The organism is Microbacterium pratiae, assembly GCF_047302165.1.
Classification (GTDB): Bacteria; Actinomycetota; Actinomycetes; order Actinomycetales; family Microbacteriaceae; genus Microbacterium.
In genome coordinates, this window is sequence record NZ_CP154843.1 from 1921462 (window position 1) to 1947781 (window position 26320).

The window sequence follows — 26320 nt, forward strand, 5'->3', positions numbered from 1 at the left end:
GGTCTTCCTACTGGGCGGCTTCGAAAAGGGTGAGGACCTCGGTCGTGGGGTCCGTCAGGGTGAGCGTGACGACCGGACGGCCGCGCTCGGCGAGGACTGCGGCGTCGCCGGAGGCCTGCGCCTGGATCAGGCGGCCGAACGTGAACGGACGACCGGGAATCTCGAGGTCGACGTCGGTGCGCTCGGTGATCTGCAGGAAGACGCCGTTCGCGGGGCCGCCCTTGTGATACTGCCCGGTGGAGTGCAGGAACCGCGGTCCCCAGCCGAACGTGGTCGGGCGACCGGAGTCCGCGGCGATCAGCTCACGTACGCCGGCGAGCTGCGGAACCGTCGTGCGGTCGACATATGCCTGCACCGCGACGTACCCGTCGGTCGGGACGCTCCGCCAGAGGTTCTCGAGCACGCCCGCGAGCGTGTGATCCGCGGCGAGCGACGGGTCGGAAACCCGAACCTCGACGCCGTTCTCGACGAACAGCGGTGCGGTCGGGGCGGGTTGCGCATCGAGGAGTCCTCGCGCCGCTGCCTTGGCCGCCTCGACGTCGGGCTGGTCGAAGGGATTGATCCCGAGTAGGCGCCCGGCGATGGCCGTCGCATACTCCCAGACGAGGAACTGCGCGCCGAGCGAGCCGCTGACGAGCACCTCGCCGGGATGCTGCTCGAGGATCTGGAAGTGAACGGCATCGCCGACGATCCGGACGACCTGCAGGTCGTCGGGCAGCAGGTCGAGCTCGGGGGAGAGCGGCGTCGCGACGACGGGGAGGATGCCGATGCCGGCCTTTCCCGTCGACTCGGCGACCAGCTGCTCGATCCAGTCGGGAAGACCCACGATATGGGTCCCGTCGCTGATGAGGGCCAGCTTGTCGCGGCGCGGCTCTCCGCCCGCGATCGCCGCAGCGAGCACGAGTGCGGGGTTGCGCGGATCGTCGACGGCCACTTCGAGCAGGGTGGCGTCGGCCTCGTCGAGCAGCTGACCGATGTCGGCGCCCGCAAGTCCGGCCGGAACGAGGCCAAACGCCGTGAGGGCGGAGTACCGGCCGCCGACGGACGGGTCCGCGGTGAAGACCCGGTGACCCGCTGCGCGGGCCTCGGTCTCGAGCGGCGAGCCCGGATCGGTGACGACGACGATGCGATCCGCCGGGTCGATGCCCAGGTCGCTCCAGGCCGCGGCGAAAGCGCGCCGGGCGGAGTCGGTCTCGACGGTCGACCCCGACTTCGACGACACGACGAGGACGCTCTCAGCGAGTCCCCCCGTCTCGGCGTCGCCGTCGATGGCCGCCAGGACCTGACCGGGCGCGGTGGAGTCGAGGATCGTCAGGGGTACCCCGTGCGTGCGGGCGATGACCTCGGGGGCGAGCGACGAACCGCCCATCCCGGCCAGCACGACGCGTGTGATGCCCCGGCCGACGAGGTCGGTGCGCAGCGCCTCGATCTCGGCGACCAGGGGGCGCGACACCGTGACGGCCTGCACCCAGCCGAGTCGACGAGACGCCTCGTCGGCGGCATCCGGACCCCAGAGGGTCGCGTCACCCGCGGTGATGCCGCTCGCCACCAGATCGGCCACGAGCCCGGGCAGCGTCTGCTCGACGACGTCGGAGACGTGCCCCGAGACGTGGATCTCGAAGCTCAACGGGCGCTCTCCAGAGCCGCGGTCACCGTGCCCTGCAGGTCGTGCCACGACGCGATGAACTTGTCGACGCCCTCGTCCTCCAGCAGCTGGGTGACGTCGTCGAGGTCCACGCCGACGGCCGCGAGGTCATCGAAGACCTTGTGGGCGGCCTCGTATGCTCCGGTGACGGTGTCGCCCGAGATCACGCCGTGGTCGAACGTCGCCTCGAGGGTCTTCTCCGGCATCGTGTTCACGCTGCCGGGAGCGACGAGATCGGTGACGTAGAGGGTGTCCGGCAGGGCCGGGTCCTTCACGCCGGTCGACGCCCACAGCGGGCGCTGCAGGTTCGCGCCGGCGGCGACGAGGTCCTGGGCGCGCTGCTCGGCGAACTTCTTCTCGAACAGCTCGTAGGCGAGACGCGCGTTGGCGACACCGGCGAGCGACTTCAGCTCGTCGGCGGCATCCGATCCGATCGCCGTGAGGCGCTTGTCGACCTCCGTGTCGACCCGCGACACGAAGAACGACGCGACCGAATGGATACCGCTCAGGTCGATGCCCGCCTCGCTGGCACGCTCGAGCCCGGCGAGGTAGGCGTCGATGACCTCGCTGTAGCGCTCGAGGGAGAAGATCAGCGTGACGTTGACGCTGATGCCGGCCGCGATGACCTCGGTGATCGCGGGCAGGCCGGCCCTCGTCGCGGGGATCTTGATGAGGACGTTCGGCCGGTCGACCGCGGCGGCGAGCTTCTTCGCCTCGGCGATCGTCGCGTCGGTGTCGTGCGCGAGGTCGGGCGAGACCTCGATCGACACGCGTCCGTCGACGCCGCCGGTCTTGTCGAAGATCGGCCGGAAGATGTCGGACGCGTTGCGCACGTCCGTCGTCGTCAGCTCGAAGATGGTGTCGTCGGTCGAGGCCCCGGCCTTGGCCTGCGCCTCGATGGCCTCCTCGTACCCGACGCCCGCGCTGATGGCGGCCTGGAAGATCGAGGGGTTGGTCGTCACGCCGACGACGTTGCGCGTGTCGATGAGTTCCTGCAGGTTGCCGGTCGTGATGCGCTGACGCGAGAGATCGTCGAGCCAGATGCTGACGCCGGCGTCGGAGAGGTCCTGGGTGGGGGTGCTCATGCGTTGTTCTCCTCAACAGTTGCGCGGGCGGCCGCGACGACGGCCTCGGTGGTGATTCCGAACTTCTCGAACAGGGTCTGGTAGTCAGCCGAAGCGCCGAAGTGGTCGATGCCGACCGAGCGTCCGGTGTCGCCGACGATCGAGCGCCACAGCGGGGTGGCGCCGGCCTCGACCGACACACGGGCCCGGACAGCGGCGGGAAGCACCGACTCGCGGTAGGCCTCGTCCTGCTCCGCGAACCACTCCAGGGACGGCGCCGACACGACGCGGGCCTGGATGCCGTCCGCCGCGAGCGCCTCGCGTGCCTCGACAGCCAGCTGGACCTCGGAGCCGGTCGCGACGATGATCACGTCCGGCTGGCCGCCCTCGGCGTCGATGAGCACGTAGGCGCCCTTGGCGACGCCGTCGGTCGTGGCGTAGCCGTCTTCACCGCGCGGGAAGACCGGGACGTTCTGACGCGTCAGCGCGATGCCCGCGGGGCCGGCCTGACGACGAAGCAGCTCGTGCCACGCCGCGGCGGTCTCGTTCGCGTCGGCCGGACGCACGACCGTGAAGTTCGGGATCAGGCGCAGCGACGAGATCTGCTCGATGGGCTGGTGGGTCGGGCCGTCCTCGCCGAGGGCGATGGAGTCGTGCGTCCACACGTAGATCGAGGGGATGTTCATCAGGGCGGCCAGACGCACCGCGGGGCGCATGTAGTCGCTGAAGATGAGGAACGTGCCGCCGAAGGCGCGCGTCTTGCCGTGCAGGACGATGCCGTTGACGATCGCACCCATCGCGTGCTCGCGGATGCCGAAGTGCAGGACCCGGCCGTAGGGGTCGCCCGACCACTCGTGGGTCGACCACTCGGCGGGGATGAAGCTCTTGCCCGACTTGATGGTCGTCAGGTTCGACTCGGCGAGGTCGGCCGAGCCGCCCCACAGCTCGGGGAGCTGGTCGGCGAGGGCGTTGATGACCTGTCCGCTCGCGGCGCGGGTCGAGACGGCCTTGCCTGCCTCGAATGCGGGGACCGAGACGTCGGCGGGCAGCTCGCCCGATTCGAGGCGGTCGAGCAGCGCCTTGCGCTCGGGGTTGGCCTCGGCCCAGGCGTCGAACGACTTCTGCCACTCGGCGCGCTCGGTCGCGGCGCGCTCGGCGAGCGAGCGCGTGTGATCGATGACGTCGTCGGCGACTTCGAAGCTCTTGTCCGGGTCGAAGCCGAGCACCTTCTTGGTGGCGGCGAGCTCGTCGGCGCCGAGCGCCGAGCCGTGGATCTTGCCGGTGTTCTGCTTGCCGGGAGCCGGCCAGCCGATGATCGTCTTGAGGACGATGAGCGAGGGCTTGTCGGTCTCGCCCTTCGCGGCCTCGATCGCGGAGTACAGGGCGGCGACGTCCTCGACGTACTCGCCCGTGCTCTTCCAATCGACGGTCTGCACGTGCCAGCCGTAGGCCTCGTAGCGAGCGGCGACATCCTCGGTGAAGGCGACGTTTGTGTCGTCTTCGATCGAGATCTGGTTCGCGTCGTAGATGGCGATCAGGTTGCCGAGCTGCTGGTGGCCGGCGAGCGATCCGGCCTCGGCCGTGATGCCCTCCTGGATGTCGCCGTCGCTGGCGATGACGTAGATGAAGTGATCGAACGGGGAGGTGCCGGCCGGCGCCTCGGGGTCGAACAGGCCGCGCTCGTAGCGAGCGGCATAGGCGAAGCCGACGGAGGTGGCGAGCCCCTGGCCGAGCGGGCCGGTGGTGATCTCGACACCCTTGGTGTGGCCGTACTCGGGGTGTCCCGGCGTCAGCGAGCCCCACGTGCGCAGCGCCTTGAGGTCGTCGAGCTCGAGCCCGAACCCGCCCAGGTAGAGCTGCACGTACTGCGTGAGGGACGAGTGACCGGCCGACAGGATGAATCGGTCACGTCCGAGCCAGTCGGTGTCCGCCGGGTCGTGCCGCAGCACGCGCTGATAGAGGAGGTAGGCGGCAGGGGCGAGGCTCATGGCCGTCCCCGGGTGGCCGTTGCCCACCTTCTCCACCGCATCCGCGGCCAGGACGCGGGCGGTGTCCACCGCGCGCCGATCGATCTCGTCCCAACGAAGTTCCGACACTCGGTCGCCTTTCTCGAGAGGCAGCGCCTGCGCATGCCGCTCCGCAGTCAGGAAGGGAGGGTTTCGGCGCCGGCGCGCGTATGTCTTCAGCATAGCGAGGACGTCAGGCGGCCGGGGCGCGCACGTCGTCTTGTGACGGTCGTGCTAGGGGACCGCCCCGCGGAGGACGATGTCGGTGGATGCCCTAGACTGGACAGGTTCACAGCGGTGAGATGCGGGGAGCGATGGACATCACGACGACTGCGCGTTCGGCCTCTGTCGACACTTCTCGCGGAACGTCCTTCGGTGCCACGGTGCGCGCCTACGTCGCCCTCACCAAGCCCCGCGTGCTCGAGCTTCTCCTGGTGACGACGGTCCCGGTGATGATCCTCGCGGCAGGCGGCCTCCCGAACCTGTGGCTCGTGCTGGCGACGGTGGTCGGGGGAGCGATGAGCGCCGGTTCCGCCGCCGCGTTCAACATGTACCTCGACCGCGACATCGACGCGCACATGAAGCGCACCGAGAACCGTCCGATCGTGACCGGCGAGGTCTCTGCTCGCGGAGCGCTCGTCTTCGCTTGGACGCTCGCCGTGGCATCCACCGTCTGGCTCGCCGTGACGACCAACTGGGTCGCGGCATCCCTCAGCGTCTTCGCCATCTTCTTCTACGTCGTGATCTACACGATGATCCTCAAGCGTCGCACCGAGCAGAACATCGTCTGGGGCGGCATCGCGGGGTGCTTCCCGGTCGTGATCGGCTGGTCCGCCGTGACGGGATCCCTCTCGTGGGCGGCGCTCATCCTTTTCGTGCTCGTCTTCCTCTGGACGCCGCCGCACTACTGGCCGCTGTCGATGAAGTACAAGAACGACTACGACGAGGTCGACGTGCCGATGCTCGGCGCGACGCGCGACGGCTCGCAGGTCGGGCTGCAGGTCATCCTCTACGCCTGGGCGACGGTGGCGTGCTCGCTGCTGCTGATCCCGGTCGCCCCGATGGGCCTCGTGTACAGCGTCTCCGCGATCGTCTTCGGCGGATGGTTCCTTTACGAGTCGCACCGCCTGTACAACCGTGCCGTGCGCGGTGAGCAGGCCCGGCCGATGCGCGTGTTCCACGCCTCGATCACTTACCTGACGCTCGTCTTCGTGGCCATCGCGGTCGACCCGCTGCTGCCCTTCTGACCCAGCGCCTCGCGGGGCTGATGTGGGGTTGGCCTCACTTCGCGCCCAGGTGGCAGCTCCTGCCCCTTCAGGGGCGTTGTCGGGGCGTGAGCTGACACCTGAGCCCGCGGGGGCGGGCTCGCCTGGCAGGTGGTGCCCCTTTGGGGTGTGGGTTGGGGCGTGAGCTGACACCTGAGCCCGCGGGGGTGGGCTCGCTTGGCAGGTGGTGCCCCTTCGGGGTGCGGGTTGGGAAGTGAGGTGCCACCTGAGCCTGCGGGGGTGGGTTCGCTTGGCAGGTGGTGCCTGTTCGGGGTGTGGGGTGGCGCGTGAGGTGCCACCTGAGCCTGCGGGGGTGGGTTCGCTTGGCAGGTGGTGCCTGTTCGGGGTGCCGGTTGGGGCGTGAGCTGACACCTGAATCTGCGGGGTGGGCTCGCCTGGCGGGTGGTGCCTGTTCGGGGTGTGGGGTGGGGCGCGAGCTGACACCTGAGCCTGCGGGGGTGGGTTCGCTTGGCAGGTGGTGTCTGTTCGGGGTGCGGGTTGGGGCGTGAGCTGACACCTGAACCTGCGGGGGCGGGTTCGCTTGGCAGGTGGTGCCCCTTCGGGGTGTGGGTTGGGGTGGGCTCGCCTGGCAGATTGTGCCCCTTCGGGGTGTGGGGTGGGGCGCGAGCTGACACCTGAGCCCGCGGGGGTGGGCTCGCTTGGCAGGTGGTGCCCCTTCGGGGTGTGGGGTTGGGGTGGGCTCGCCTGGCAGGTGGTGCCCCTTTGAGGTGTGGGTTGGGGCGTGAGCTGACACTTGGACCTGCGGGGGCGGGCTCGCTTGGCAGGTGGTGCCCCTTTGGGGTGTGGGGTGGGGCGTGAGCTGACACGTGAACCTGCGGCGTGGACGTGCCGGGACGACACCGGATGCGGGGTGGGCGCGAGCAAGCGGAACGGCCGCCCTCCTGACCCGGTGAGCCCGGGTGGCGAGGAGGACGGCCGTTCGAACGAGTGCGGTGCGCGTCAGCGCTGCTGCGCGTCGCCGGACGGCGACTCGAGGGTCGAGCTCGTCGCGGCATCGGGCCCGACGGGCTCGGCGGTGCCTGCCGTGGGAACCGCGGTCGTCTCGGTGGAGGCGACGGGCTCCGAGGCGGCGGGCTCCGAGGCTGCGCGCTCCGAGGCTGCGCGCTCCGAGGCGACGGGCTCCGAGGCGAGCGCCACGGGAGCGAGGTCGTCGCGGTCGCCGGCAGTGCTGCGCGGTTCGCGGGGGAAAGCCGAGCTCAACGCCGCTGCGGCGAGGGCGAGGGCCAGACCGACGACACCGGCACCGAGCAGGATGCCGCCGAACACGCCCCAGATCTGGCCGACGTAGACGTCGACGCCCGTGGCGGTGTTGTCGAGGATGGTCGCCTCCATGTTGCTGAGCTTCTCGACCAGGATGTAGGCGCCACCGCCGATCGCGGCAACCGATCCGGCAACGAGAATCCAGAACGGGATGCTGCGGACGAGGCGGGGGTGAACGGTCATGGTGCTCCTTCGTGTCGCGACCGCTGTCGGCGGCCTCGAACACTCTGCGGGGTCGACCTCTGCGTGCCCCATACGAAGCCTATGAGGCTTCTGTGCGTGCGACCTCACGTTCGACGGTCGAGGTCGCGCTCGCCAGCGGGGCCTTCAGTGACATCACGACCGCCACCATGGCCGCCACGAGAGCTACGGCGAGGACCATGTGGATGTTGACGAGAGCGATCGGCAGTCCGGTACGCGCCTGCCAGAGGCCGACTGCGATCTGCAGCAGCTCGATGCCGAGCAGGAGTCCCGTCCACCGCTGCAGTCCCGTCGTGCGGGGGAGCCGGATGGCGCCCGACACCAGGACGAGGGTCAGCACGAGGGTGACGTAGGCGGGCCAGCTGTGCACGTGCTGCCAGAAGATCGGGTCCAGCCCGTTGCGTGCGGCCGCGTCGTCACCCGCGTGCGGGCCCGCTCCGGTGAGGAGGATGCCGACGACGACCGTCACGGTGACCGCGAGCGTCGTCACGTGCGTGGCGATGGCATACGCGCGGGGAACGATGCGCACCCGCGGTCCGGGTGCGGCGTAGAGGCGTACGAGGAAGGCGGTGGCGAGTGCCACGAGCGCCGCTGAGATCAGGTAGTGCAGGCCGACGATGCTCGGGTGGAGGTGCAGCCACACCGTGATGCCGCCGACGACGGCCTGGACGATGATCCCGAGACCGACCAGGAAGCTCAGCACGGGGAGCTCGCGACGCGTCGCGCGCAGCCGGATGACGGAGAGGAACGCCAGCAGCGCGACGATGACGAGCACGCCGGTGAGCGTGCGGTTGCCGAACTCGATCAGACCGTGGATGCCCATCTCCGGGGTCGGCGTGAGCGATCCCTCGGTGCAGTACGGCCACGTCTCGCAGCCCATGCCCGACCCGGTCAGCCGGACGAGGCCGCCGGTGCCGACGATTCCGATGTTCGTGATGACCAGCAGCCATCCCATGACGCGGGTCCAGCGCGTGATGGCGGTCGGCATGATCGTGGCGACGAGTCCGGGGCGGGTTCGGACCTGTGACATCGGAGTCCTCCGGGGGCGCTGGATTCGCGCCCCGTACGTTCCGGGCAGGCCCGCGGATGGGGGCGTTGCCTGTAGAATCGGGTGTGTTCGGGATGGCGGCGCGTGTGCACGTCGTCCCTCATAGTCTAGGCGCGGCATCCGCGTCCATCAGGCCCGCGAATCGGCATCCCCGTCCACGTGACTCCCGTCGGAGTCGGGAATGCCGGGACGGATGACACCGTTGCGGTGCGAAGAGGAGGAAAGTCATGTCGGATGTGCTGATCGACCGACCGGAACTCGAAGGCCTGGGGGTGTACGAGTTCGGCTGGCACGACACGGATGCCGCAGGCGCTGTCGCGCAACGCGGCATCAACGAGGACGTCGTCCGCGGGATCTCGGCCCTCAAGAACGAGCCGGAGTGGATGCTGAAGACCCGACTGAAGGGCTATCAGCTGTTCGGTCGCAAGCCGATGCCCACGTGGGGCGCCGACCTCAGCGACATCGACTTCGACAACATCAAGTACTTCGTGCGCTCGACCGAGAAGCAGGCGCAGTCGTGGGAGGACCTCCCGGCGGAGATCCGCGAGACATACGAGAAGCTCGGCATCCCCGAGGCTGAGCGTCAGCGTCTCGTCGCCGGTGTCGCCGCGCAGTACGAGTCCGAGGTCGTGTACCACCAGATCCGCGAGGACCTCGAGGCGCAGGGTGTCATCTTCATGGACACCGACACGGCTCTCCGCGAGCACCCCGAGTTCTTCGAGGAGTACTTCGGCACCGTGATCCCGGCCGGCGACAACAAGTTCGCCGCGCTGAACACGGCCGTCTGGTCGGGCGGTTCGTTCGTCTACGTCCCGAAGGGCGTCCACGTCGAGATCCCGCTGCAGGCCTATTTCCGGATCAACACCGAGAACATGGGCCAGTTCGAGCGGACGCTGATCATCGCCGATGAGGACAGCTACGTCCACTACATCGAGGGATGCACCGCGCCGATCTACAAGAGCGACTCGCTGCACTCGGCAGTCGTGGAGATCATCGTCAAGAAGAACGCCCGCGTTCGCTACACGACGATCCAGAACTGGTCGAACAACGTGTACAACCTCGTCACGAAGCGCGCCGTCGCCCACGAGGGCGCGACGATGGAGTGGGTCGACGGCAACATCGGCTCGAAGGTGACGATGAAGTACCCGTCGATCTACCTGATGGGCGAGCACGCGAAGGGCGAGACGCTCTCGGTGGCCTTCGCCGGTCCCGGGCAGCACCAGGACGCGGGCGCGAAGATGATCCACATGGCGCCGTACACGCAGTCGTCGATCGTCTCGAAGTCGATCGCGCGCGGCGGTGGACGAGCCGGATACCGCGGCGAGGTGCGGGTCGACGCCAACGCCCACCACTCGGCGAACACGGTCCGGTGCGACGCGCTCCTCGTCGACACCATCTCGCGATCCGACACGTACCCGGCGATCGACATCCGCGTCGACGACGTCCAGCTCGGGCACGAGGCGACCGTGTCGAAGGTGTCGGAGGAGCAGCTGTTCTACCTCATGAGCCGCGGCATGCCCGAGGACGAGGCGATGGCCATGATCGTGCGCGGCTTCATCGAGCCGATCGCGCGCGAGCTCCCGATGGAATACGCCCTCGAACTCAACAAGCTCATCGAGATGGGCATGGAAGGCAGCGTCGGCTGATATGACGAGCGTCACCCAGGCCCCCGCCACCGGCGAGAAGGGCCACATCGACCCTGCGGCGGCATTCGTACCGGTCCAGACACGGTCCGAGCGTCCGTCGTCGTACGACCCGGCTGACTTCGCCACCCCGACGGGACGCGAAGTCAACTGGAAGCACACCCCGATCGACCGGTTGGCGCCGCTGCTGGTCGACGAGCCCGGCCCGACCGGCGTCGTGTCCGTCGAGGTCACCGCACCGGCCGAGGTCGAGCAGGCCCGACTCCGCGTCGGCGACGCACCTCGGGGCGAGGTCTTCCGCCCCGAGGACCTGCCGAGCGCCATCGCGTGGTCGCAGGAGCACGAGGCGCCGCTGCTGCGGATCCCCGCGGGTGTCGAATTGAGCGAGCCGGTGGTCGTGAGCCTCCGGGGCAACGGCGGGCTCGCTCACGCCCACGTCGTGATCGAGGCCATGCCCAATGCCCGCGGCACCGTGATCCTCCGCCACGAGGGCACCGCCGCTCACGCGCAGAACGTCGAGATCATCGCCCGTGACGGCTCGGCCCTCACGGTCGTGTCGCTGCAGCGCTGGGACGACGACGCCGTGCACGCCGCGGCGCACCAGGCCCGCGTCGACCGCGATGCCTCGCTCACCCACGTCGTGGTCAGCCTCGGCGGCGCGGTGGTCCGCGTGAACCCGTCGCTCGAGCTCGCCGGCTCCGGTGCCGAAGGCCGCATGTACGGTCTGTCGTTCGCGGATTCGGGACAGCACCTCGAGAGCCAGGTCTACCTCCACCACAAGGGCCCGCAGACCGTCGGCGATGTGCTGTACAAGGGCGCGCTGCAGGGCGAGAGCGCCCACAGCGTATGGATCGGCGATGTCCTCATCGGTCCCGACGCCGTCGGCACCGACTCGTACGAGGCCAACCGCAACCTGGTCCTCACCGATGGCGCGCGCGCCGACTCGATCCCGAACCTCGAGATCGAGACCGGCGACATCCAGGGCGCCGGACATGCCAGTGCTACCGGGCGATTCGACGACCAGCAGCTGTTCTACCTCCAGGCTCGCGGCATTCCCGAGGCCGAGGCGCGCCGCCTGGTCGTGCTCGGGTTCCTCGCCGAGATCGTCCAGAAGATGGGCGTCGACGAGCTCGCGGAGGAGCTGCTCGAGGCGATCGAGGCCGAGCTCGCCGCCGGAGCCGACGCGTGACCGCGCAGAAGGTCCTCAAGCTGAGCGAGCTCGAGCAGGACACCGCCGTGCGCGTCGTCATCGACAAGGTCCCCATGGCCGTCGTGCTCGACGCGAACGGCCAGGTCCACGCCATCGGCGACACCTGCACCCACGGCGACATCTCGCTCGCGGAGGGCTTCGTCGAGGGCGACACGCTGGAGTGCTGGGCACATGGCTCGGCGTTCTCGCTGCGCACCGGCCAGCCGCTGAATCTTCCGGCCTACGAGCCGGTCCCCGTTTACGAGGTCACGATCGAGGGGGACGACATCCTCATCGATCCCGCCGTGACCCGCGATGTGAAGTGAAGTAAGGAACCCGACATGTCTGTTCTCGAGATCCGCGACCTGCACGTGACGGTCGAGACCGAGGCGGGGGCCACCCCGATCCTCAACGGTGTCACCCTCACGGTGCGTACCGGCGAGACCCACGCGATCATGGGCCCCAACGGCTCCGGAAAGTCGACGCTCGCTTACGCGATCGCCGGTCACCCCAAGTACACCGTCACCGGCGGGTCGATCACCCTCGACGGCGAAGACGTCCTCGAGATGTCGGTCGACGAGCGGGCCCGTGCCGGCCTCTTCCTCGCCATGCAGTACCCGGTCGAGGTGCCCGGCATCACGGTCACCAACTTCCTCCGGACCGCCAAGACGGCCGTCGCGGGCGAGGCGCCGGCGATCCGCTCGTGGACGAAGGATGTCAAGCAGGCGATGGCCAATCTGCGCATGGACCCGAAGTTCGCGCAGCGCAACGTCAACGAGGGCTTCTCGGGCGGCGAGAAGAAGCGCCACGAGATCCTGCAGCTCGAGCTGCTGAAGCCCAAGATCGCGGTGCTCGACGAGACCGACTCCGGTCTCGACGTCGACGCGCTGAAGATCGTGTCCGAGGGTGTGAACCGGGCGAAGTCCGAGACCGACCTGGGTGTGCTCCTCATCACGCACTACACGCGGATCCTGCGCTACATCCAGCCGCAGTTCGTCCACGTGATGGTGAAGGGCCGGATCGTCGAAGAGGGTGGCCCCGAGCTCGCCGATCGACTCGAGGACGAGGGCTACGACCGCTTCCTCGACGCCGACAGCCCTATCGACGCGTAGGATCGTTACATGACCGCAACACTCGCGCCCGAGAAGTACGACGAGGTCACCGAGGCTCTCAAGGACGTCATGGACCCCGAGCTGGGGATCAACGTCGTCGACCTGGGCCTCATCTACGACCTCGCGTGGGACGACGAGAACGACGCGCTCATCATCCACATGACGCTGACGTCGGCGGGCTGCCCGCTGACGGACGTCCTGGAGGAGCAGACGGCTCAGGCTCTCGACAACGTGGTGGACCGATTCCGCATCAACTGGGTGTGGATGCCGCCGTGGGGCCCCGAGCGGATCACCGATGACGGACGCGACATGATGCGCGCCCTCGGCTTCGCGATCTGACGACTCACGCAGACGAGCCCCCGTTCCCGCCCGATGGCGGAACGGGGGCTTTCGTCATGCGGCGACACCTGCGGGCGACCTCGTCGGCGCCGCGATTAGGCTCGCGGCATGAGCATCCAGCCCCTCGACGCCCTCCCGCTCGAGACGCTGCGGCGACGGTCGAGCACGAAATGGCGATCGTATCCGCACGACGTCATCCCCATGTTCGTCGCCGAGACCGACTTCGCGCTCGCGGAGCCGATCACGCGTGCGCTGCGCGAGGCCGTCGAGATCGGCGACACCGGATACACGCCCCCGCAGCCCGGCGTCGCCGAGGCTTTCGTCGGGTTCGCCGAGCGGCGATGGGGGTGGACGGTCGATCCGCGCCGTGTCCGCTGGACCGGCGACGTCATGATGGGTGTCGTCGAGCTCCTACGGGCGACGGTGTCTCCCGGCGATCGGGTCGTGGTCAACCCGCCGGTCTACCCGCCGTTCTTCGACACGGTGGCCGAAGCGGGCGCCATCGTCGAAGAGGTCCCGCTCACCGACACGGGCGCCGGTTGGGAACTCGATCTCGACGGAATCGAGCGCTCCCTGGCCGGTGGCGCGCGGGCTGTGCTCCTCTGCAACCCGCACAACCCCACCGGGACGGTCCACACGGCCGAATCCCTCCGCGCGCTCGCGAGTCTGGCCCACCGTTACGGAGCAGTCGTGATCAGCGACGAGATCCACGGCCCCATCGCCGGAGTCGACGTCGTCTTCACGCCGTTCCTCACCGTGTCGCCCGAGGCCGCCGCCGTCGGCTACGTGGTGACGAGCGCATCGAAGGCGTACAACCTCGCCGGCTTGAAGTGCGCCGTCATCGTGACGGCATCCGAGGCGAACGCGGATGTCGTTCGAGGCCTGCCCTGGGAGGTCGAGTGGCGCACCGGTCTGTTCGGCGCGCTCACCACCATCGCGGCGTTCTCGCCGGAATCGGATGCGTGGCTGGACAGCCTGCTTCTCCGCCTCGACATCAACCGGGGACTGCTGCAAGACCTGCTGGCCGAGCACCTTCCTCTCGCGCGCTATCGCGTTCCGGAGGCAGGCTTCCTCGCCTGGATCGATGTGTCGGCCTACGGTTGGGGCGATGATCCGGCTGACCCGATCCGCGAGGGTTCGGGCGTGGCGCTGCACCACGGTCCGTTCTTCGGGACCGAGGGCGTCGGGCACGTTCGACTGAACTTCGGCTGCGGCCCCGACGTCCTGCGTGAGGCCGTGACCCGGGTCGGGGCCTTCGCTCGTCAGAGCGTGCTGGCCGCAGGCTGAGCCAGCCGCCGGCTCGTACCCGCGGTCAGTTCTCGGACCGTCCGAGCCGCCAGTAGCCCATGAACGCCACCGCGCGGCGGTCGACACCCACGGTGCCGACCAGGTGGCGGCGCAGCGCCTTGATCGCCGACGCCTCACCGGCGAGCCAGGCGTACAGGGGAGCACGCTTCAGGGCGGCACCGCCCTTCGCGGTGCGCGGCACCTCCCAGAGGATGTCGGCGTCGATGTCGATCTCTTCGACCTCGGCGCCGATGCCGGCCGGCGCCAACCGGGCGGCGGTCTCCTCCACCGTCGAGATCAGGTGACGGTGACGCTCGCCCTCGGCGGACCGTGCCGAGATCCGGCGCTCGAATCCCGGGTGGTGGGGCAGATAGTCGAGGTCGGCGTCGGTCGGTACTTCGAGCACCACGGTGCCGCGCGCTTCGGGAGGCAACTGCTCGAGGATCACAGCGATCGCCGGTGCGGCCGTCTCGTCGCCGGCGAGCAGGATCGCGTCGGTGTCGGCGGGCGGCACGAAGTCGATCCCGTAGCTCACCCCGCTGTGTGCGGTGGTGGGGGCGAGGATGAGGACCTCATCGCCGACGCGGGCTTGCGCGATCCACGCGGATGCGGGGCCGAGGACGTCGTGGGCGACCATGTCGATGTCGACCTCGCGCAGAGCGGGACGGACGGCGCGGGTCGTGTACGTCCGCATGACAGGCCGCGCGTCGGGTGAGAGGGCGCGCCAACCCTCATACCAATCGGAGCCGGTCGGCATCGTGTCGATGGATGCGGTGTCGGTCGGGAAGAGGATCTTCACGCGCTGGTCGAAGCCGGGATCCCCGTACTCGCCGAGGTCGTCGCCGCGGAAGGTGAACCGCCGGAAGCTCGGGGTGAGATCCGTGATGGCTGCGACGGAGACGCGGAAGAAGTCGAGTGCGGGACGAGTCATGGTGTTCCAATCAGCCGGCGTTGGCGCCGTCGGCGTCTGTCGTGGTCAGCTCTGCGGGCACGTGGTGGCGGCCGATGGGCAGCACGAGCGGGCGCCCGGTGAGCGGATCGGGGATGACCTGGCTGTCGAGGCCGAACACGGCGCGCACGGTCTCGGCCGTCAGGACATCGGCGGGGTCGCCGACGCCGTAGAGTCGCCCGCCGGCCATCGCCACGAGGTGGTCGGCGTATCGCGCCGCGAGGTTGAGGTCGTGGAGGACCATCACGATCGTGGTCCCTCGAGCGCGATTGAGATCGGTCAGCAGGTCGAGGACGTCGATCTGGTGGCTCACATCGAGAAACGTGGTGGGCTCGTCGAGGAGGAGCACGTCGGTCTGCTGTGCCAGCGCCATCGCGATCCAGACGCGCTGCCGTTGCCCTCCGGACAGCTCATCGACGGCGCGGTCGGCGATGGCAGCCGTATCCGTGGCGTCGAGGGCCTCGGCGATCGCGTCGTCGTCTGCCCGCGTCCATCGCGCTAGCGGCCCGTGATGCGGGGTTCGCCCCCGGCTCACGAGGTCCGAGACGGTGATTCCCTCCGGGGCGATCGGCGACTGCGGCAGCAGGCCGAGATCGCGGGCCACCCGTTTGGTGGGCAGTCGGTGGATGTCCTTGCCGTCGAGCAGCACGCTTCCGGCGCGCGGCGTCAGCAGCCGTGCCATCGATTTGAGCAGCGTCGACTTGCCGCACGCGTTCGCGCCCACGATCGCGGTGACGCGGCCTGCGGGCACCACGAGATCGAGTTCATCGACGATGACGCGGTCGCCGTAACCGAGCCGGACGCCACGCGCTTCGAGAGAGCGGTCGGCGGTCATAGTGAGCCTCCTGAACGGCTGCTGCGGATGAGCAGGAAGATGAGGTAGGGAGCGCCCAGGACGCCGGTCACGACCCCGACGGGCAGGCGGATGCCGAGCAGATACTGCGCGGTGAGGTCGGCCACCAGGACGAGGAGCGACCCGAAGAGTCCGGCGGCCAGCACGGGTGAACCGGCCGGGCCGATCATCCGCGCGGCGATCGGCCCCGAGAGGAACGCGACGAAAGAGATGGGGCCGGCGGCTGCTGTGGCGAAGGCGAGGAGCGCCACTGCGGCGATGATCAGCAGAACACGGCGACGTTCGACCGGGACGCCGAGGGCCGCCGCCGCCTCGTCGCCGAGTCGCATGAGCTCGAGGTCCCGAGTGAGCCAGAGCAGAGCCGGGACGACGACCACCATCGTGAGAGCCAAGGGGATCGCCTGGTCCCACGAGGCGCCGTTGAGATTGCCCGTGATCCACCGCATCGCGGCCTGCAGGTCCCATTCGGCTGCTCGGGAGAGGACGTAGGAGACGACGCTGTTGAAGATCGCGGCGACGCCGATGCCGATGAGGATGAAGCGCGCGCCCGCGCCGCCGTCCTTGAACGCGAGGAGGTAGATCATCAGAGCCGTCGCGAGCGCGGCGACGGTGGCCAGAAGAGAGATGCCGCCTTCGCTGAGCGAGAGGAAGACGATGCCGATGACAGCGGCTGCGCTCGCACCCGCGTTGACGCCGATGATGTCGGGACTGGCGAGGGGATTGCGCAGCATCGTCTGGAAGACGGCGCCGCCCATCCCGAAGCAGAGGCCGGTGAGGAGGGCGACCGTGGCGCGCGGGAGGCGCAGCTCGCCCACCGTGAACGAGGCGCCGGGCACGGTCTGACCGGTGATGACCCCCCACACCTCGGCCGGGGAGTAGAACGTCTGCCCGACCATGAGGGAGACGGCGTACATGACGATGACGGCTGTCAGCAGAGAGCCCAGGACGATTCGTCGTCGCCACGCGCGACGTGCGCGGCCGGCGACGACGACCTGGACGGTCGCCGGAGTGGCTGTGGGGGAGGCGACGGGGGCGGTCACAGGGCACGCATCTTCTGCCGGCGGACGATGGCGATGAAGAAGGGCGCGCCGATGAGCGCGGTCACGATCCCGACCTCGACTTCCTGCGGTCGCGCGATCACGCGGCCCACGACGTCCGCGATGACGAGCAGCCCTCCGCCGACGAGCGCGGAGACGGGCAGGAGCCATCGGTGGTCGGGGCCGACGAGGAGACGGCAGATGTGGGGAACGATCAACCCGACGAAACCGATCGGGCCGGCGACGGCCGTCGCCGCGCCGCAGAGGATGACCGCGCCGAGGGCGGCGACCAGACGAGCCGTGCGCACGCGCTCGCCGAGGCCGGCGGCGAGCTCGTCGCCGAGAGCGAGCGAGTTGAGTGCGGCGCTGGCCGCGAGGCAGATGACCATCCCGACCCCGAGGAAAGGCAGCACGAGCGCGATCTTCTCGCCGGTGGCACCGCCGACTCCGCCGATCTGCCAGAACCTGAAGACGCTCATGACGTCGATGCGGGGGAGGAGGATCGCGCTGATGAGCGAGCTGAAGGCGACCGCCGTGGCAGCCCCTGCGAGAGCGAGCTTGAGCGGGCTCGCGCCGCCGCGGCCGAGCGAGCCGATCGTGTAGACGAAGATCGCCGCGATCGCCGCGCCGAGCATGGCGAGCCAGATGTACCCGAAGGCGCTGGTCACACCGAAGAAGGCGAGTCCGATGACGACCGCGAGCGACGCGCCGCCGTTGATCCCGAGGATCTGCGGGTCGGCGAGAGGATTGCGTGTCACGCCCTGCATCACGGCCCCCGACACGGCGAGGGCGGCACCGACGATCAGGGCGAGGACCGTCCGCGGGACCCGCTTCGACACGGCGGCCGCGGAGGTGGTCTCGATGCTTCCGCTCAGGCCGGCGATGATGTCGTCGAACGAGACGGAGCGAGTCCCGAAGGTCACCGAGATGATGCTCGCCACCAGCACGAGGAGTGCCAGGACGACGAGCCAGACGACCCGCCGCCGCCGGGAGCCGCGCCGCGGGGGCGCGCTCACGGCGGCGGCGGCCGTCGTCGTTGTCAGAACGCTCACGGCACCCGACGCAGTTCGCCTGCGATCACGAGCTCGCCTTCGCGGCGGCCGCGCCGATCATGTCGACGTACTCCGACGTCAGGGGATCGGTGATCGAGAGGGGACTGGGGTTCGCCGCTGCGGCGAGCGGGTCGTTGGACGCGGGCAGCACGACCACGGCTCCCGACGCGACGGCCGGGATCCTCGACAGGAGCGGGTCGGCCTGCATCGCAGCGAGCGTGGTGTCGTCGCCGTAGGTCACGAGCACCTGGAGGTCGGAGAACCGTTCGATCTCCTCCGTGCTGTTGGTGATCCAGAACTGGTCAGTGCCCTTCGACTGCTCGGCGACGGTCGCGGCCGGGGTGAGACCGAGGTCCTCGAGGAAGAGGGGACGCGGATCGGCCGTCGAGTAGAAGCCGAGCTGGCTCAGGTCGGTCGCGTCGAAGGAGCTGAACAGCGTCGTCTTGCCCGCGATGTCGGGGTAGGCGCCGGTCAGGTCGCCCAGGTGCGCCGTGAGATCGTCGACGAGCGTCTCCGCCTCGTCTTTGAGCCCGAGCGCGGTCCCGTTCATGACGGTGAGCTCCTGCCAGCTCGTTCCCCACGCGATGTCGGGGTAGGCGACGACGGGGGCGATCTTGCTCAGGGTGTCGTAGTCGTCCTGCGTCAGGCCCGAGTAAGCGGCGAGGATGACGTCGGGCTGCGTGTCGGCGACGGCTTCGAAGTCGATGCCTTCGGCTTCGTCGAACAGCACGGGGGTCTCTCCGCCGAGTTCGTCGAGCTTGTCCTTCACCCACGGGAGGATGCCGTCGCCGTCGTCGTCTCCCCAGGTGACGGCGGGCATGCCGACGGGGACGACGCCCAGGGCGAGAGCGGCCTCCTGGTTGCCCCACGACACGGTCGCGACGCGGGTGGGCTTGCTCTCGATCGTGGTCTGGCCGAAAGCGTGGTCGATGGTGACGGGGAAGGCGTCCGATGAGGCTTCACCGGATGCGGCGGGAGCCGAATCGGGAGCCGCGGTGGAACCGCAGCCGGCGAGGAGCAGCGTGGCTGCGATGAGGGCTGCGGCGGCTGTGCGGATGCGGGGCACAGTGTCCTCCAGAGGAGAGGTGAGTAAGGGCAGGCTTACTTTACGTGCGCGATGCCCATCCTGCCAATCCGCTGCAGCCGGACTGAAGGTGCCCGTCGCTGCGGTCTGCGGCGGGCGGTCGTCGACAGCGAGTAGGATGAGAGGCTGGCCGTTCGGCCGCCCTTCCTGTTCCTGACGATTGGACGTTCGCTGTGCTCGCCGTGCACGACCTCGAAATCCGCGTGGGTGCGCGCACGCTGATGGCGGACGTGTCCTTCCGCGTCTCCGACGGCGACAAGATCGGTCTCGTCGGACGCAATGGCGCAGGCAAGACGACGCTGACCAAGGTGCTCGCCGGCGACCTCCTCCCCAGCGACGGCAAAGTCGAGCGTTCGGGGGAGCTCGGCTATCTCCCGCAGGACCCCCGGTCGGGTGATCCGGAGATGCTCGCCCGCACGCGGATCCTCGATGCGCGTGGCCTCGGCACGATCGCCGTGGACATGCAGAGCGCGTCGCTCGAGATGGGGTCGGAAGACGAGGCGGCAGCCGCCAAGGCGATGCGCCGCTACGGCAACCTCATGGAGCGTTTCGAGGCGCTCGGCGGCTACGCGGCAGAGGCCGAGGCGGCATCCATCGCCCACAACCTCTCGCTGCCCGACCGCATCCTCGATCAGCCGCTGAAGACGCTGTCGGGTGGACAACGGCGCCGTATCGAGCTCGCGCGCATCCTCTTCTCGGACGCGCAGACGATGATCCTCGACGAGCCGACGAACCACCTCGACGCCGACAGCGTCGTCTGGCTTCGCGAGTTCCTGAAGGGGTACAAGGGCGGGCTGATCGTCATCAGCCACGACGTCGAGCTCGTCGGCGAGACCGTCAACCGCGTCTTCTACCTCGATGCCATGCGCCAGGTCATCGACGTCTACAACATGAACTGGAAGAACTATCTGCGCCAGCGCGTCGCAGACGAGGAGCGGCGCAAGAAGGAGCGCGCGAACGCCGAGAAGAAGGCGACGGCGCTGCAGCAGCAGGCTGCCCGATTCGGCGCCAAGGCCAGCAAGGCCGCAGCCGCGCATCAGATGGTGGCGCGTGCTGAGAAGCTCCTCTCGGGTCTCGACGAGGTGCGTCAGGAGGACCGTGTCGCGAAGCTCCGCTTCCCGAAGCCGGCGCCCTGCGGGAAGACGCCCCTCATGGCATCCGGGCTGTCGAAGTCGTACGGCTCGCTCGAGATCTTCACCGATGTCGACCTCGCGATCGACCGCGGGTCGAAGGTCGTGGTCCTCGGGCTGAACGGTGCCGGAAAGACCACTCTCCTGCGCATCCTCGCGGGCGTCGATCAGCCCGACACCGGTGTGCTCGAACCGGGCCACGGGCTCCGCATCGGCTACTACGCGCAGGAGCACGAGAATCTCGACGTGTCGCGCTCGGTGCTGCAGAACATGATGTCGTCAGCGCCCGACATCACGGAGACCGAAGCGCGGAAGGTGCTCGGGTCGTTCCTGTTCACGGGCGACGACGTCCTCAAGCCCGCGGGTGTGCTCTCCGGCGGAGAGAAGACCCGTCTGTCGCTCGCGACCCTCGTCGTGTCGTCGGCCAACATGCTGCTCCTCGATGAGCCGACGAACAACCTCGACCCGGCGTCGCGAGACGAGATCCTCGGCGCGCTCGCGCACTACGAGGGTGCCGTCGTGCTCGTCTCGCACGACGAGGGCGCCGTCGAGGCGCTCAATCCCGAGCGTGTCCTGATCCTGCCCGATGGCGTCGAAGACATCTGGGGACGCGACTACCTCGAGCTCATCACACTGGCCTGAACGGTCCGAGCGAGCGCCGTCAGTCGCGCGTCGAGTCGAGGATCGCGTCCTCGTCCTCCATGTCGCGGTCGCGCTTGGAGTCGCGGCGTCGGCGGAGGCTCTGCGGGACGACCGACGGCTCGTGCGCCGCGGATGCCGCGCCGGCGGGGACCATCGCGTGCTCCGACGGCGCGTTGTCGAGCGCGGCGGCTGCGGCGGCATCCTCTTCGTCCTCGCGCCGGTGACGGCGTTCGGTGCGGATCATGTACCAGATGAAGATGAACCCCATGATGGCGAACAGGATCCACTGGATGGCGTACGACAGGTGGGGGCCCGGGTCCTCCGAAGGGGTCGGCATCGCCCCGAGCGTCTCGGCGGGTGCGGGATCCTCCGAGACGAGCAGTCCGTAGGCCGACGTCACGACATCGCCTGAGAGGCCGGCTTCGACGGCCACCAGATCGACGTTGATCGTCGGCACCTGGCCATCAGGAGCCGAACGCCCCGATGTCGGTGCGGCCTCAGCGGGCTTCAGGCGAGCGACCACGGTCACGGTTCCCGTGGGTGGCGGGGCGATGGCCGCGGGGTCGGGGCTGTCCGACGCCGGAGGCACCCAGCCTCGATCGATGACGAAGACGCGGCCGTCGGTCGTCTCGAACGGCACGAGCACCTCGAACGCCGACGTGCCTCCGTGCGGACGATTCCGCACGAGCACCTGGTCGTCGGTGAGGTAGCGGCCGACCAGCTCGACGGGGTGCCATTCGTCGTCGGGGTCGAGGTCGTTCCCCCGAGGAAGGATGTCGGACAGCGCCGCGGGGGCGGCGTCGTAGTTGCGCTCGACGAGCTCGAGCTGCGCGCTGCGCTCCTCGTTGCGCGTGAACTGCCAGTTCGACAGGTACGCGCAGGCGATCGCGAAGGCGACGGCCACGGCGACGTAGCCGGTCCACCGGAGTGCGGTCCGGCCTCTCATGACCCACCTGCCTCGCGGGCTTCGGCGGAGAGGAGCTCCACGCTGACCGGGAAGTCCCGTGCCGCGACGAACTCGCGCAGATACGCCACATGATCGTCGCACGCCACCCAGATCTTCCGCCGATCGGCGGAATGGATGCGGGGATTGCGCCAGATGACCCGCCACCGTGCCGACGCGCGGCATCCGGCGCGGGAACACTCGATGTCGTTCACTCCGGACGTGACTCCCGAACTTCGATCACGGTCGGCTTCGCGGGTGACTCGGGCGCCCGCGGCGGCTCGCTCGGTCGCTCGGGCAGTGCCGCGAGCGGCGAGACCGCTGCGGGCTCGCGCACGTCGTCGCCGACGTTCGCGACCACCACCGCGATATAGGGAAGGAAGATCGCACCGACCGCAAGAGCCGCCGTGTGCCAGCCGTAGGGTGCGATGACGACCATCAGGATGAAGCACACGACGCGCACCGCCATCATGATGAAGTACTTCGTCATGCGACGGTTGGAGTCGTCGTGCGGAGCTCGCGGGAGCGAGGTCGCCGACGGTGTGGCGGGCTGATGCTTCACGGTGCATCAAGGATACGCCCGGGCAGCCGGGGGAGGCCGGAGTCAGAAGCTCGAGGAGTAGGTGCTGTAGCTGTCCTGATTGACGACCCAGCCGATGAACGACGCGAAGACGATGATCCCGACGATCGTGAGTGCCAGACCCGCGTAGCCGACGATGAGGCCGGCCAGGGCCATTCCTCGTCCGTTCTCGTTCGTCCGCTTGATCTGAGCCAGCGAGATGTGACCCATGATGACGCCGGCGATCGAGCCGATGATCGGCAGGAGCCAGATGAAGCCCACGATGGAGGCGATCATCGACACGATCGCGAGGGCGTTCGTCTTCTGCGGCTGGTAGCCCGCGTACCCGTAGGCCGGCGGCGGGTAGCCGGCGGGCTGGTACGCCTGCTGCTGCGGCGGATTGGCGTACGGCGGCGCAGGGGGAGGGACGGGGGCGCCGGAGGCGGGCTGCCCCGGCGCGGGGTACGGCTGCTGCGGCTGAGGCTGGTCGCTCACGTCTGCTCCTCGTCGACGTCGGGCCGCCAGCTTATCGTTCGCGGGCGGTGGACGCGCTGCGGCTAGGCTTGCGGGGTTCGCGCTGCAGACACAGGAGAGCCGCATGCCCACGTCCCGAGTCGTTCTCGTCACCGGAGGAAACCGCGGCATCGGCCGCGCGATCGCGGAGCGCTTCGTCGCCGACGGCCACCGCGTCGCGGTGACCGCCCGCTCGGGCGAAGGCCCCGCGGGGGCGCTGACCGTCCGCGCCGACGTGACGGACGCGGCATCCATCGACGCGGCCTTCACCCAGGTCGAGAGCGAGCTCGGACCGATCGAGGTCGTGGTCGCAAACGCCGGCATCACGAAGGACACCCTCCTGCTCCGCATGACCGAGGACGACTTCGACTCGGTCGTCGCGACCAACCTGGGCGGCGCCTTCCGGGTCGTGAAGCGAGCGTCGAAGGGAATGCTGCGGGCCAAGTGGGGCCGCGTCATCCTCATCTCGAGCGTCGTCGGCCTGTTCGGCTCGGCCGGACAGATCAACTACTCGTCGTCGAAGGCAGCCCTCGTCGGCTTCGCGCGCTCGCTCACCCGCGAGCTCGGCGCCCGCGGGATCACCGCGAACGTCGTCGCGCCGGGATTCATCGAGACCGACATGACCGCTGCGCTCGCCGAGGAGACGCAGGCCGAGTACAAGCGCAGCATTCCGGCGGGGCGCTACGGCTCTTCGGCAGAGGTCGCCGCGGCTGTGTCCTGGCTCGCCTCGGACGACGCGGCATACATCTCGGGTGCCGTCATCCCCGTCGACGGCGGCCTCGGAATGGGCCACTGACGGGGGCGTCGGACCTCATTCCAGCGCCGCGATGATCTCGCGCGCGAGCCGGTCGGGCTGCGAGAACTGCGGCCAGTGACCTGAGCCCAGCTCGACGACGGTCACGTCTTCGAGCGCGTCGAACTCGGCGAGGAATCGGGGCCACGAGGCGAGCATCGAGCGGATCCCGCGCTCGTCGGCCGGCCCCGAGAGAACGGTGACGGGGATGCCGTGCCGGCGATCGTCGGTCAGCTCGATGGCGTCGGTGGGAACGGCCGCCGGAACCGGGTGAGTTCGCGGTGCCCATCGGGCGCGCGTGTCGTCGTCGAGGTCGGCGACGTCCGGCTCGTCGAAGAAGCCCCATCCGGGGAAAGGCACCGTGCCGTCGACGACCGGGAACTCGGAGATCTCCGCGCCCGGGGCCGGGGGGAGCGTGTCGACGAAGATGACGCGGGCGATGCGATCGGGCCGTCGGTCGGCGGCTCCCCACGCCACGTTCCCGCCGCCGCTGTGCCCCACGAGGACGACCTGCCCGGGCGCCGCGTCGATGCGGGCGACGACGGCATCCACCCAGTCCCGAAGGGTCGTCCGCATCGATCCGGCGGTGCCGCCGACCCCGGGCAGCGTGAGGGCTTCGAGGCGATGACCGGCGCCGCGGACCGCGGGCGCCACGTCGTCCCAGGACGAGGCATCGAGCCAGAGGCCCGGGATGAGGATGACGTGCATGACCCGACGGTAGCGCCGCGCTCGGACAAGCGACAGCCTCGGGATCAGGGCAGCAGCGGGATGACCTCTCGCAGGTCGACCGGGCCGACGACGAGATCCGCCTGACGGCGCACCGCGGGCTTGGCATTGAAAGCGATGCCGAGGCCGGCGACCGCCATCATGCGCAGATCGTTCGCGCCGTCGCCGATGGCGATCGTTCGCGCGAGGGGGATGCCGTGGGCGCCGGCCCACTCGCGCAACGATGCGGCCTTGGCCTCCGCGTCGACGACGTCACCGTCGACTGTGCCGTCGAGCGCCGGGCCGTCGACACCGAGGCGATTCGCTCGCCACATGTCGACCCCGAGTCCGGGAGCGATGTGATCGAGAACCTCGTGGAAGCCCCCGGATACGACGGCGGCGACGCCGCCGCGCTCGTGGATGGCCGCGATGAGCTCGCGGGCGCCGGACGTCGGCTCGACACGCGAGCGCACGCGGTCGAACGCGGTCAGCGGCACCCCCGCCAGCTGAGACACGCGCGAGCGCAGACTCGACGCGAAGTCGACCTCGCCGCGCATGGCCGCCTCCGTCGCGGCCGCGACCTCCGGCCCGCGTCCCGCCTCGTCGGCGATGAGCTCGATGACCTCGTTCCGCAACAGGGTCGAGTCGGCATCGAAGACGACGAGGAAACGTGCATGAGGCATGCCCTCCACGCTAGCGGGAACGCGTGTCAGCGTTCGACGCGCGCGTTCTTGCCGACGACGGTGATGCCGGTGTCGGTCACCGTGAATCCGCGGGCGAGGTCGCGCTCCCGGTCCACCCCCACCGTGGCGCCGTCCTCGAGCACCACGTTCTTGTCGAGGATCGCTCGATGGACGCGCGCGCCCGCGCCGACGCTGACGTAGTCGAAGAGCACCGAGTCGGTGATGGTGGCCCCGCCCCCGGAGAGGGTCCACGGGCCCACGACGCTGCGCTCGAGGTGGGTTCCCGAGAGCACCGATCCGAGCGAGACGATCGAGTCGATCGCGTTGCCCATGCGCCCCACGCTGTCGCGCACGAACTTCGCGGGCGGCGAGTTCACGGCCTGCGAGTGGATCTGCCAGTCGGTGTTGTACAGGTTGAAGATCGGCAGCGTCGAGATGAGGTCCATGTGCGCATCGAAGAACGACTCGATCGTGCCGACGTCCCGCCAGTAGTTGCGGTCGCGCGGCGTGGACCCGGGCACGTCGTTGCGCTTGAAGTCGTACACGGCGGCCTCGCCGCGGTCGACGAAGTACGGCACGATGTCGCCGCCCATGTCGTGATTCGAGGTGGGCAGCTCGCCGTCGGCCTCGACCGCCTCGATCAGCGCGTCGGTGTCGAAGATGTAGTTGCCCATCGATGCGAGCACTTCGTGCGGCGAGTCGGGCAGCCCCGTCGGGTCCTGCGGCTTCTCGAGGAAGGCCCGGATGCGGGTCTCGTCGGCGGGGTCGACGTCGATGACGCCGAACTGGTTCGCCAGGCCGATGGGCTGACGGATGCCGGCGACAGTTGCCCGCGCGCCGGACGCGATGTGCGCGTCGAGCATCTGCCGGAAGTCCATGCGGTAGACGTGATCGGCGCCGATTACGACGACGATGTCGGGCTTCTCGTCGTTGATGAGGTTCAGCGACTGGAGGATCGCGTCCGCGGAACCGGAGAACCATCGCTTGCCCAGGCGCTGCTGCGCGGGAACCGAGGCGACATACGAGTCAAGCAGCGCCGACATCCGCCAGGTCTGCGACACGTGACGGTCGAGGCTGTGCGACTTGTACTGGGTCAGGACGACGACCTGGCGCAGGCCCGAGTTGATGAGGTTCGAGATCGCGAAGTCGATCAGGCGGTACTGGCCGCCGAACGGGACCGCGGGCTTGGCGCGATCCGCCGTCAACGGCATCAGGCGCTTACCCTCCCCGCCCGCGAGAACGATTCCGAAGACCTTGGGCGCTGCTGGCATGGCACCACACTAGGCCCGCTGAACGC

The 26320-nt window shown here is 69.2% G+C and carries 26 protein-coding genes; 9 read left to right on the forward strand and 17 right to left on the reverse strand.

What is annotated here, in order from left to right; all coding sequences use genetic code 11:
- Window positions 1-7: 7 nt before the first annotated feature.
- Genes AA0Y20_RS09005 through tkt form a run of 3 tightly spaced genes read right to left on the reverse strand, consistent with a single transcriptional unit; the run spans window position 8 to window position 4805 of the window.
- Complete coding sequence (locus AA0Y20_RS09005; protein WP_412939731.1) at window positions 8-1627, reverse strand: glucose-6-phosphate isomerase; 1620 nt, start codon at window positions 1625-1627, stop codon at window positions 8-10.
- On the reverse strand, window positions 1624-2730 hold the full coding sequence (gene tal / locus AA0Y20_RS09010) for a transaldolase (RefSeq protein ID WP_412938858.1): 1107 nt from the start codon (window positions 2728-2730) through the stop codon (window positions 1624-1626). The genes AA0Y20_RS09005 and tal overlap by 4 nt, the downstream gene beginning before the upstream one ends.
- On the reverse strand, window positions 2727-4805 hold the full coding sequence (tkt, locus tag AA0Y20_RS09015) for a transketolase (RefSeq protein ID WP_412938860.1): 2079 nt from the start codon (window positions 4803-4805) through the stop codon (window positions 2727-2729). Before tkt ends, tal begins: the two co-directional genes overlap by 4 nt.
- 224 nt (window positions 4806-5029) lie before the next feature.
- Here tkt and AA0Y20_RS09020 point away from each other — a divergent pair, with 224 nt between their 5' ends.
- Window positions 5030-5962, forward strand: a complete 933-nt coding sequence (locus AA0Y20_RS09020) for a heme o synthase (protein ID WP_412938861.1) — start codon at window positions 5030-5032, stop codon at window positions 5960-5962.
- Window positions 5963-6940: 978 nt separating this feature from the next.
- Here the strand turns inward: AA0Y20_RS09020 and AA0Y20_RS09025 are convergent.
- Both AA0Y20_RS09025 and AA0Y20_RS09030 read right to left on the reverse strand, forming a co-directional pair.
- Complete coding sequence (locus AA0Y20_RS09025; protein ID WP_412938862.1) at window positions 6941-7444, reverse strand: dinucleotide-utilizing enzyme; 504 nt, start codon at window positions 7442-7444, stop codon at window positions 6941-6943.
- A 79-nt stretch (window positions 7445-7523) separates the two neighbouring features.
- A complete protein-coding gene (locus AA0Y20_RS09030) occupies window positions 7524-8492 on the reverse strand; it encodes a COX15/CtaA family protein (RefSeq protein WP_412938863.1) in 969 nt (322 codons plus the stop codon).
- Window positions 8493-8737: 245 nt separating this feature from the next.
- Between AA0Y20_RS09030 and sufB the strand changes: the two genes are divergently transcribed.
- From sufB to AA0Y20_RS09060, 6 genes are all read left to right on the forward strand, one after another.
- Complete coding sequence (sufB, locus tag AA0Y20_RS09035; RefSeq protein ID WP_120262925.1) at window positions 8738-10156, forward strand: Fe-S cluster assembly protein SufB; 1419 nt, start codon at window positions 8738-8740, stop codon at window positions 10154-10156.
- Between the two features lies 1 nt (window position 10157).
- Window positions 10158-11342, forward strand: a complete 1185-nt coding sequence (gene sufD / locus AA0Y20_RS09040; RefSeq protein ID WP_412938865.1) for a Fe-S cluster assembly protein SufD — start codon at window positions 10158-10160, stop codon at window positions 11340-11342.
- Entirely contained in the window at window positions 11339-11668 is a 330-nt protein-coding gene (locus AA0Y20_RS09045; protein WP_412938867.1) for a non-heme iron oxygenase ferredoxin subunit, read from the forward strand. Before sufD ends, AA0Y20_RS09045 begins: the two co-directional genes overlap by 4 nt.
- 15 nt (window positions 11669-11683) lie before the next feature.
- Window positions 11684-12454 (forward strand): Fe-S cluster assembly ATPase SufC, encoded by a 771-nt coding sequence (sufC, locus tag AA0Y20_RS09050; protein ID WP_412938869.1) that lies wholly within the window; start codon window positions 11684-11686, stop codon window positions 12452-12454.
- A 9-nt stretch (window positions 12455-12463) separates the two neighbouring features.
- Window positions 12464-12793 carry a metal-sulfur cluster assembly factor gene (locus AA0Y20_RS09055; protein WP_023951434.1) on the forward strand — a complete coding sequence of 110 codons (330 nt, stop codon included), beginning with the start codon at window positions 12464-12466 and terminating at the stop codon, window positions 12791-12793.
- Between the two features lie 108 nt (window positions 12794-12901).
- Window positions 12902-14080, forward strand: coding sequence for a MalY/PatB family protein (locus tag AA0Y20_RS09060; protein ID WP_412938871.1), 1179 nt, complete (start codon window positions 12902-12904; stop codon window positions 14078-14080).
- A 25-nt stretch (window positions 14081-14105) separates the two neighbouring features.
- Here the strand turns inward: AA0Y20_RS09060 and AA0Y20_RS09065 are convergent, their stop codons facing one another.
- Genes AA0Y20_RS09065 through AA0Y20_RS09085 form a run of 5 tightly spaced genes read right to left on the reverse strand, consistent with a single transcriptional unit; the run spans window position 14106 to window position 19037 of the window.
- Window positions 14106-15011 carry a siderophore-interacting protein gene (locus AA0Y20_RS09065; protein ID WP_412938872.1) on the reverse strand — a complete coding sequence of 302 codons (906 nt, stop codon included), beginning with the start codon at window positions 15009-15011 and terminating at the stop codon, window positions 14106-14108.
- Window positions 15012-15021: 10 nt separating this feature from the next.
- A complete protein-coding gene (locus AA0Y20_RS09070) occupies window positions 15022-15864 on the reverse strand; it encodes an ABC transporter ATP-binding protein (protein WP_412938873.1) in 843 nt (280 codons plus the stop codon).
- Window positions 15861-16922: a FecCD family ABC transporter permease gene (locus AA0Y20_RS09075; protein WP_412938875.1), complete on the reverse strand. Its 1062-nt coding sequence runs from the start codon at window positions 16920-16922 to the stop codon at window positions 15861-15863. The genes AA0Y20_RS09070 and AA0Y20_RS09075 overlap by 4 nt, the downstream gene beginning before the upstream one ends.
- A complete protein-coding gene (locus tag AA0Y20_RS09080; protein ID WP_412939732.1) occupies window positions 16919-17962 on the reverse strand; it encodes a FecCD family ABC transporter permease in 1044 nt (347 codons plus the stop codon). The genes AA0Y20_RS09075 and AA0Y20_RS09080 overlap by 4 nt, the downstream gene beginning before the upstream one ends.
- Window positions 17963-17996: 34 nt before the next feature.
- Window positions 17997-19037: an iron-siderophore ABC transporter substrate-binding protein gene (locus AA0Y20_RS09085; protein WP_412938877.1), complete on the reverse strand. Its 1041-nt coding sequence runs from the start codon at window positions 19035-19037 to the stop codon at window positions 17997-17999.
- A gap of 191 nt (window positions 19038-19228) precedes the next feature.
- Here AA0Y20_RS09085 and AA0Y20_RS09090 point away from each other — a divergent pair, with 191 nt between their 5' ends.
- Window positions 19229-20827 carry an ABC-F family ATP-binding cassette domain-containing protein gene (locus AA0Y20_RS09090; RefSeq protein WP_412938878.1) on the forward strand — a complete coding sequence of 533 codons (1599 nt, stop codon included), beginning with the start codon at window positions 19229-19231 and terminating at the stop codon, window positions 20825-20827.
- Between the two features lie 19 nt (window positions 20828-20846).
- On the opposite strand, the gene AA0Y20_RS09095 is transcribed toward AA0Y20_RS09090, so the two are convergent.
- Genes AA0Y20_RS09095 through AA0Y20_RS09110 form a run of 4 tightly spaced genes read right to left on the reverse strand, consistent with a single transcriptional unit; the run spans window position 20847 to window position 22824 of the window.
- Window positions 20847-21773 carry an SURF1 family protein gene (locus AA0Y20_RS09095; RefSeq protein WP_412938880.1) on the reverse strand — a complete coding sequence of 309 codons (927 nt, stop codon included), beginning with the start codon at window positions 21771-21773 and terminating at the stop codon, window positions 20847-20849.
- Entirely contained in the window at window positions 21770-21985 is a 216-nt protein-coding gene (locus AA0Y20_RS09100; protein WP_412938881.1) for a hypothetical protein, read from the reverse strand. Before AA0Y20_RS09100 ends, AA0Y20_RS09095 begins: the two co-directional genes overlap by 4 nt.
- Window positions 21982-22332, reverse strand: a complete 351-nt coding sequence (locus AA0Y20_RS09105) for a DUF3099 domain-containing protein (RefSeq protein ID WP_412938883.1) — start codon at window positions 22330-22332, stop codon at window positions 21982-21984. Before AA0Y20_RS09105 ends, AA0Y20_RS09100 begins: the two co-directional genes overlap by 4 nt.
- Before the next feature lie 42 nt (window positions 22333-22374).
- Window positions 22375-22824, reverse strand: a complete 450-nt coding sequence (locus AA0Y20_RS09110; protein ID WP_412938884.1) for a DUF4190 domain-containing protein — start codon at window positions 22822-22824, stop codon at window positions 22375-22377.
- A 103-nt stretch (window positions 22825-22927) separates the two neighbouring features.
- Between AA0Y20_RS09110 and fabG the strand changes: the two genes are divergently transcribed.
- Window positions 22928-23638, forward strand: coding sequence for a 3-oxoacyl-ACP reductase FabG (gene fabG / locus AA0Y20_RS09115; protein WP_412938886.1), 711 nt, complete (start codon window positions 22928-22930; stop codon window positions 23636-23638).
- Window positions 23639-23653: 15 nt separating this feature from the next.
- Here fabG and AA0Y20_RS09120 read toward each other — a convergent pair whose 3' ends face one another.
- Genes AA0Y20_RS09120 through glgC form a run of 3 tightly spaced genes read right to left on the reverse strand, consistent with a single transcriptional unit; the run spans window position 23654 to window position 26294 of the window.
- Window positions 23654-24343 carry an alpha/beta fold hydrolase gene (locus AA0Y20_RS09120; protein WP_412938888.1) on the reverse strand — a complete coding sequence of 230 codons (690 nt, stop codon included), beginning with the start codon at window positions 24341-24343 and terminating at the stop codon, window positions 23654-23656.
- 44 nt (window positions 24344-24387) lie between these two features.
- Window positions 24388-25023, reverse strand: coding sequence for a phosphoserine phosphatase SerB (gene serB / locus AA0Y20_RS09125; RefSeq protein ID WP_412938889.1), 636 nt, complete (start codon window positions 25021-25023; stop codon window positions 24388-24390).
- 26 nt (window positions 25024-25049) lie between these two features.
- Window positions 25050-26294, reverse strand: coding sequence for a glucose-1-phosphate adenylyltransferase (glgC, locus tag AA0Y20_RS09130; protein WP_091499345.1), 1245 nt, complete (start codon window positions 26292-26294; stop codon window positions 25050-25052).
- Window positions 26295-26320 lie beyond the last annotated feature (26 nt).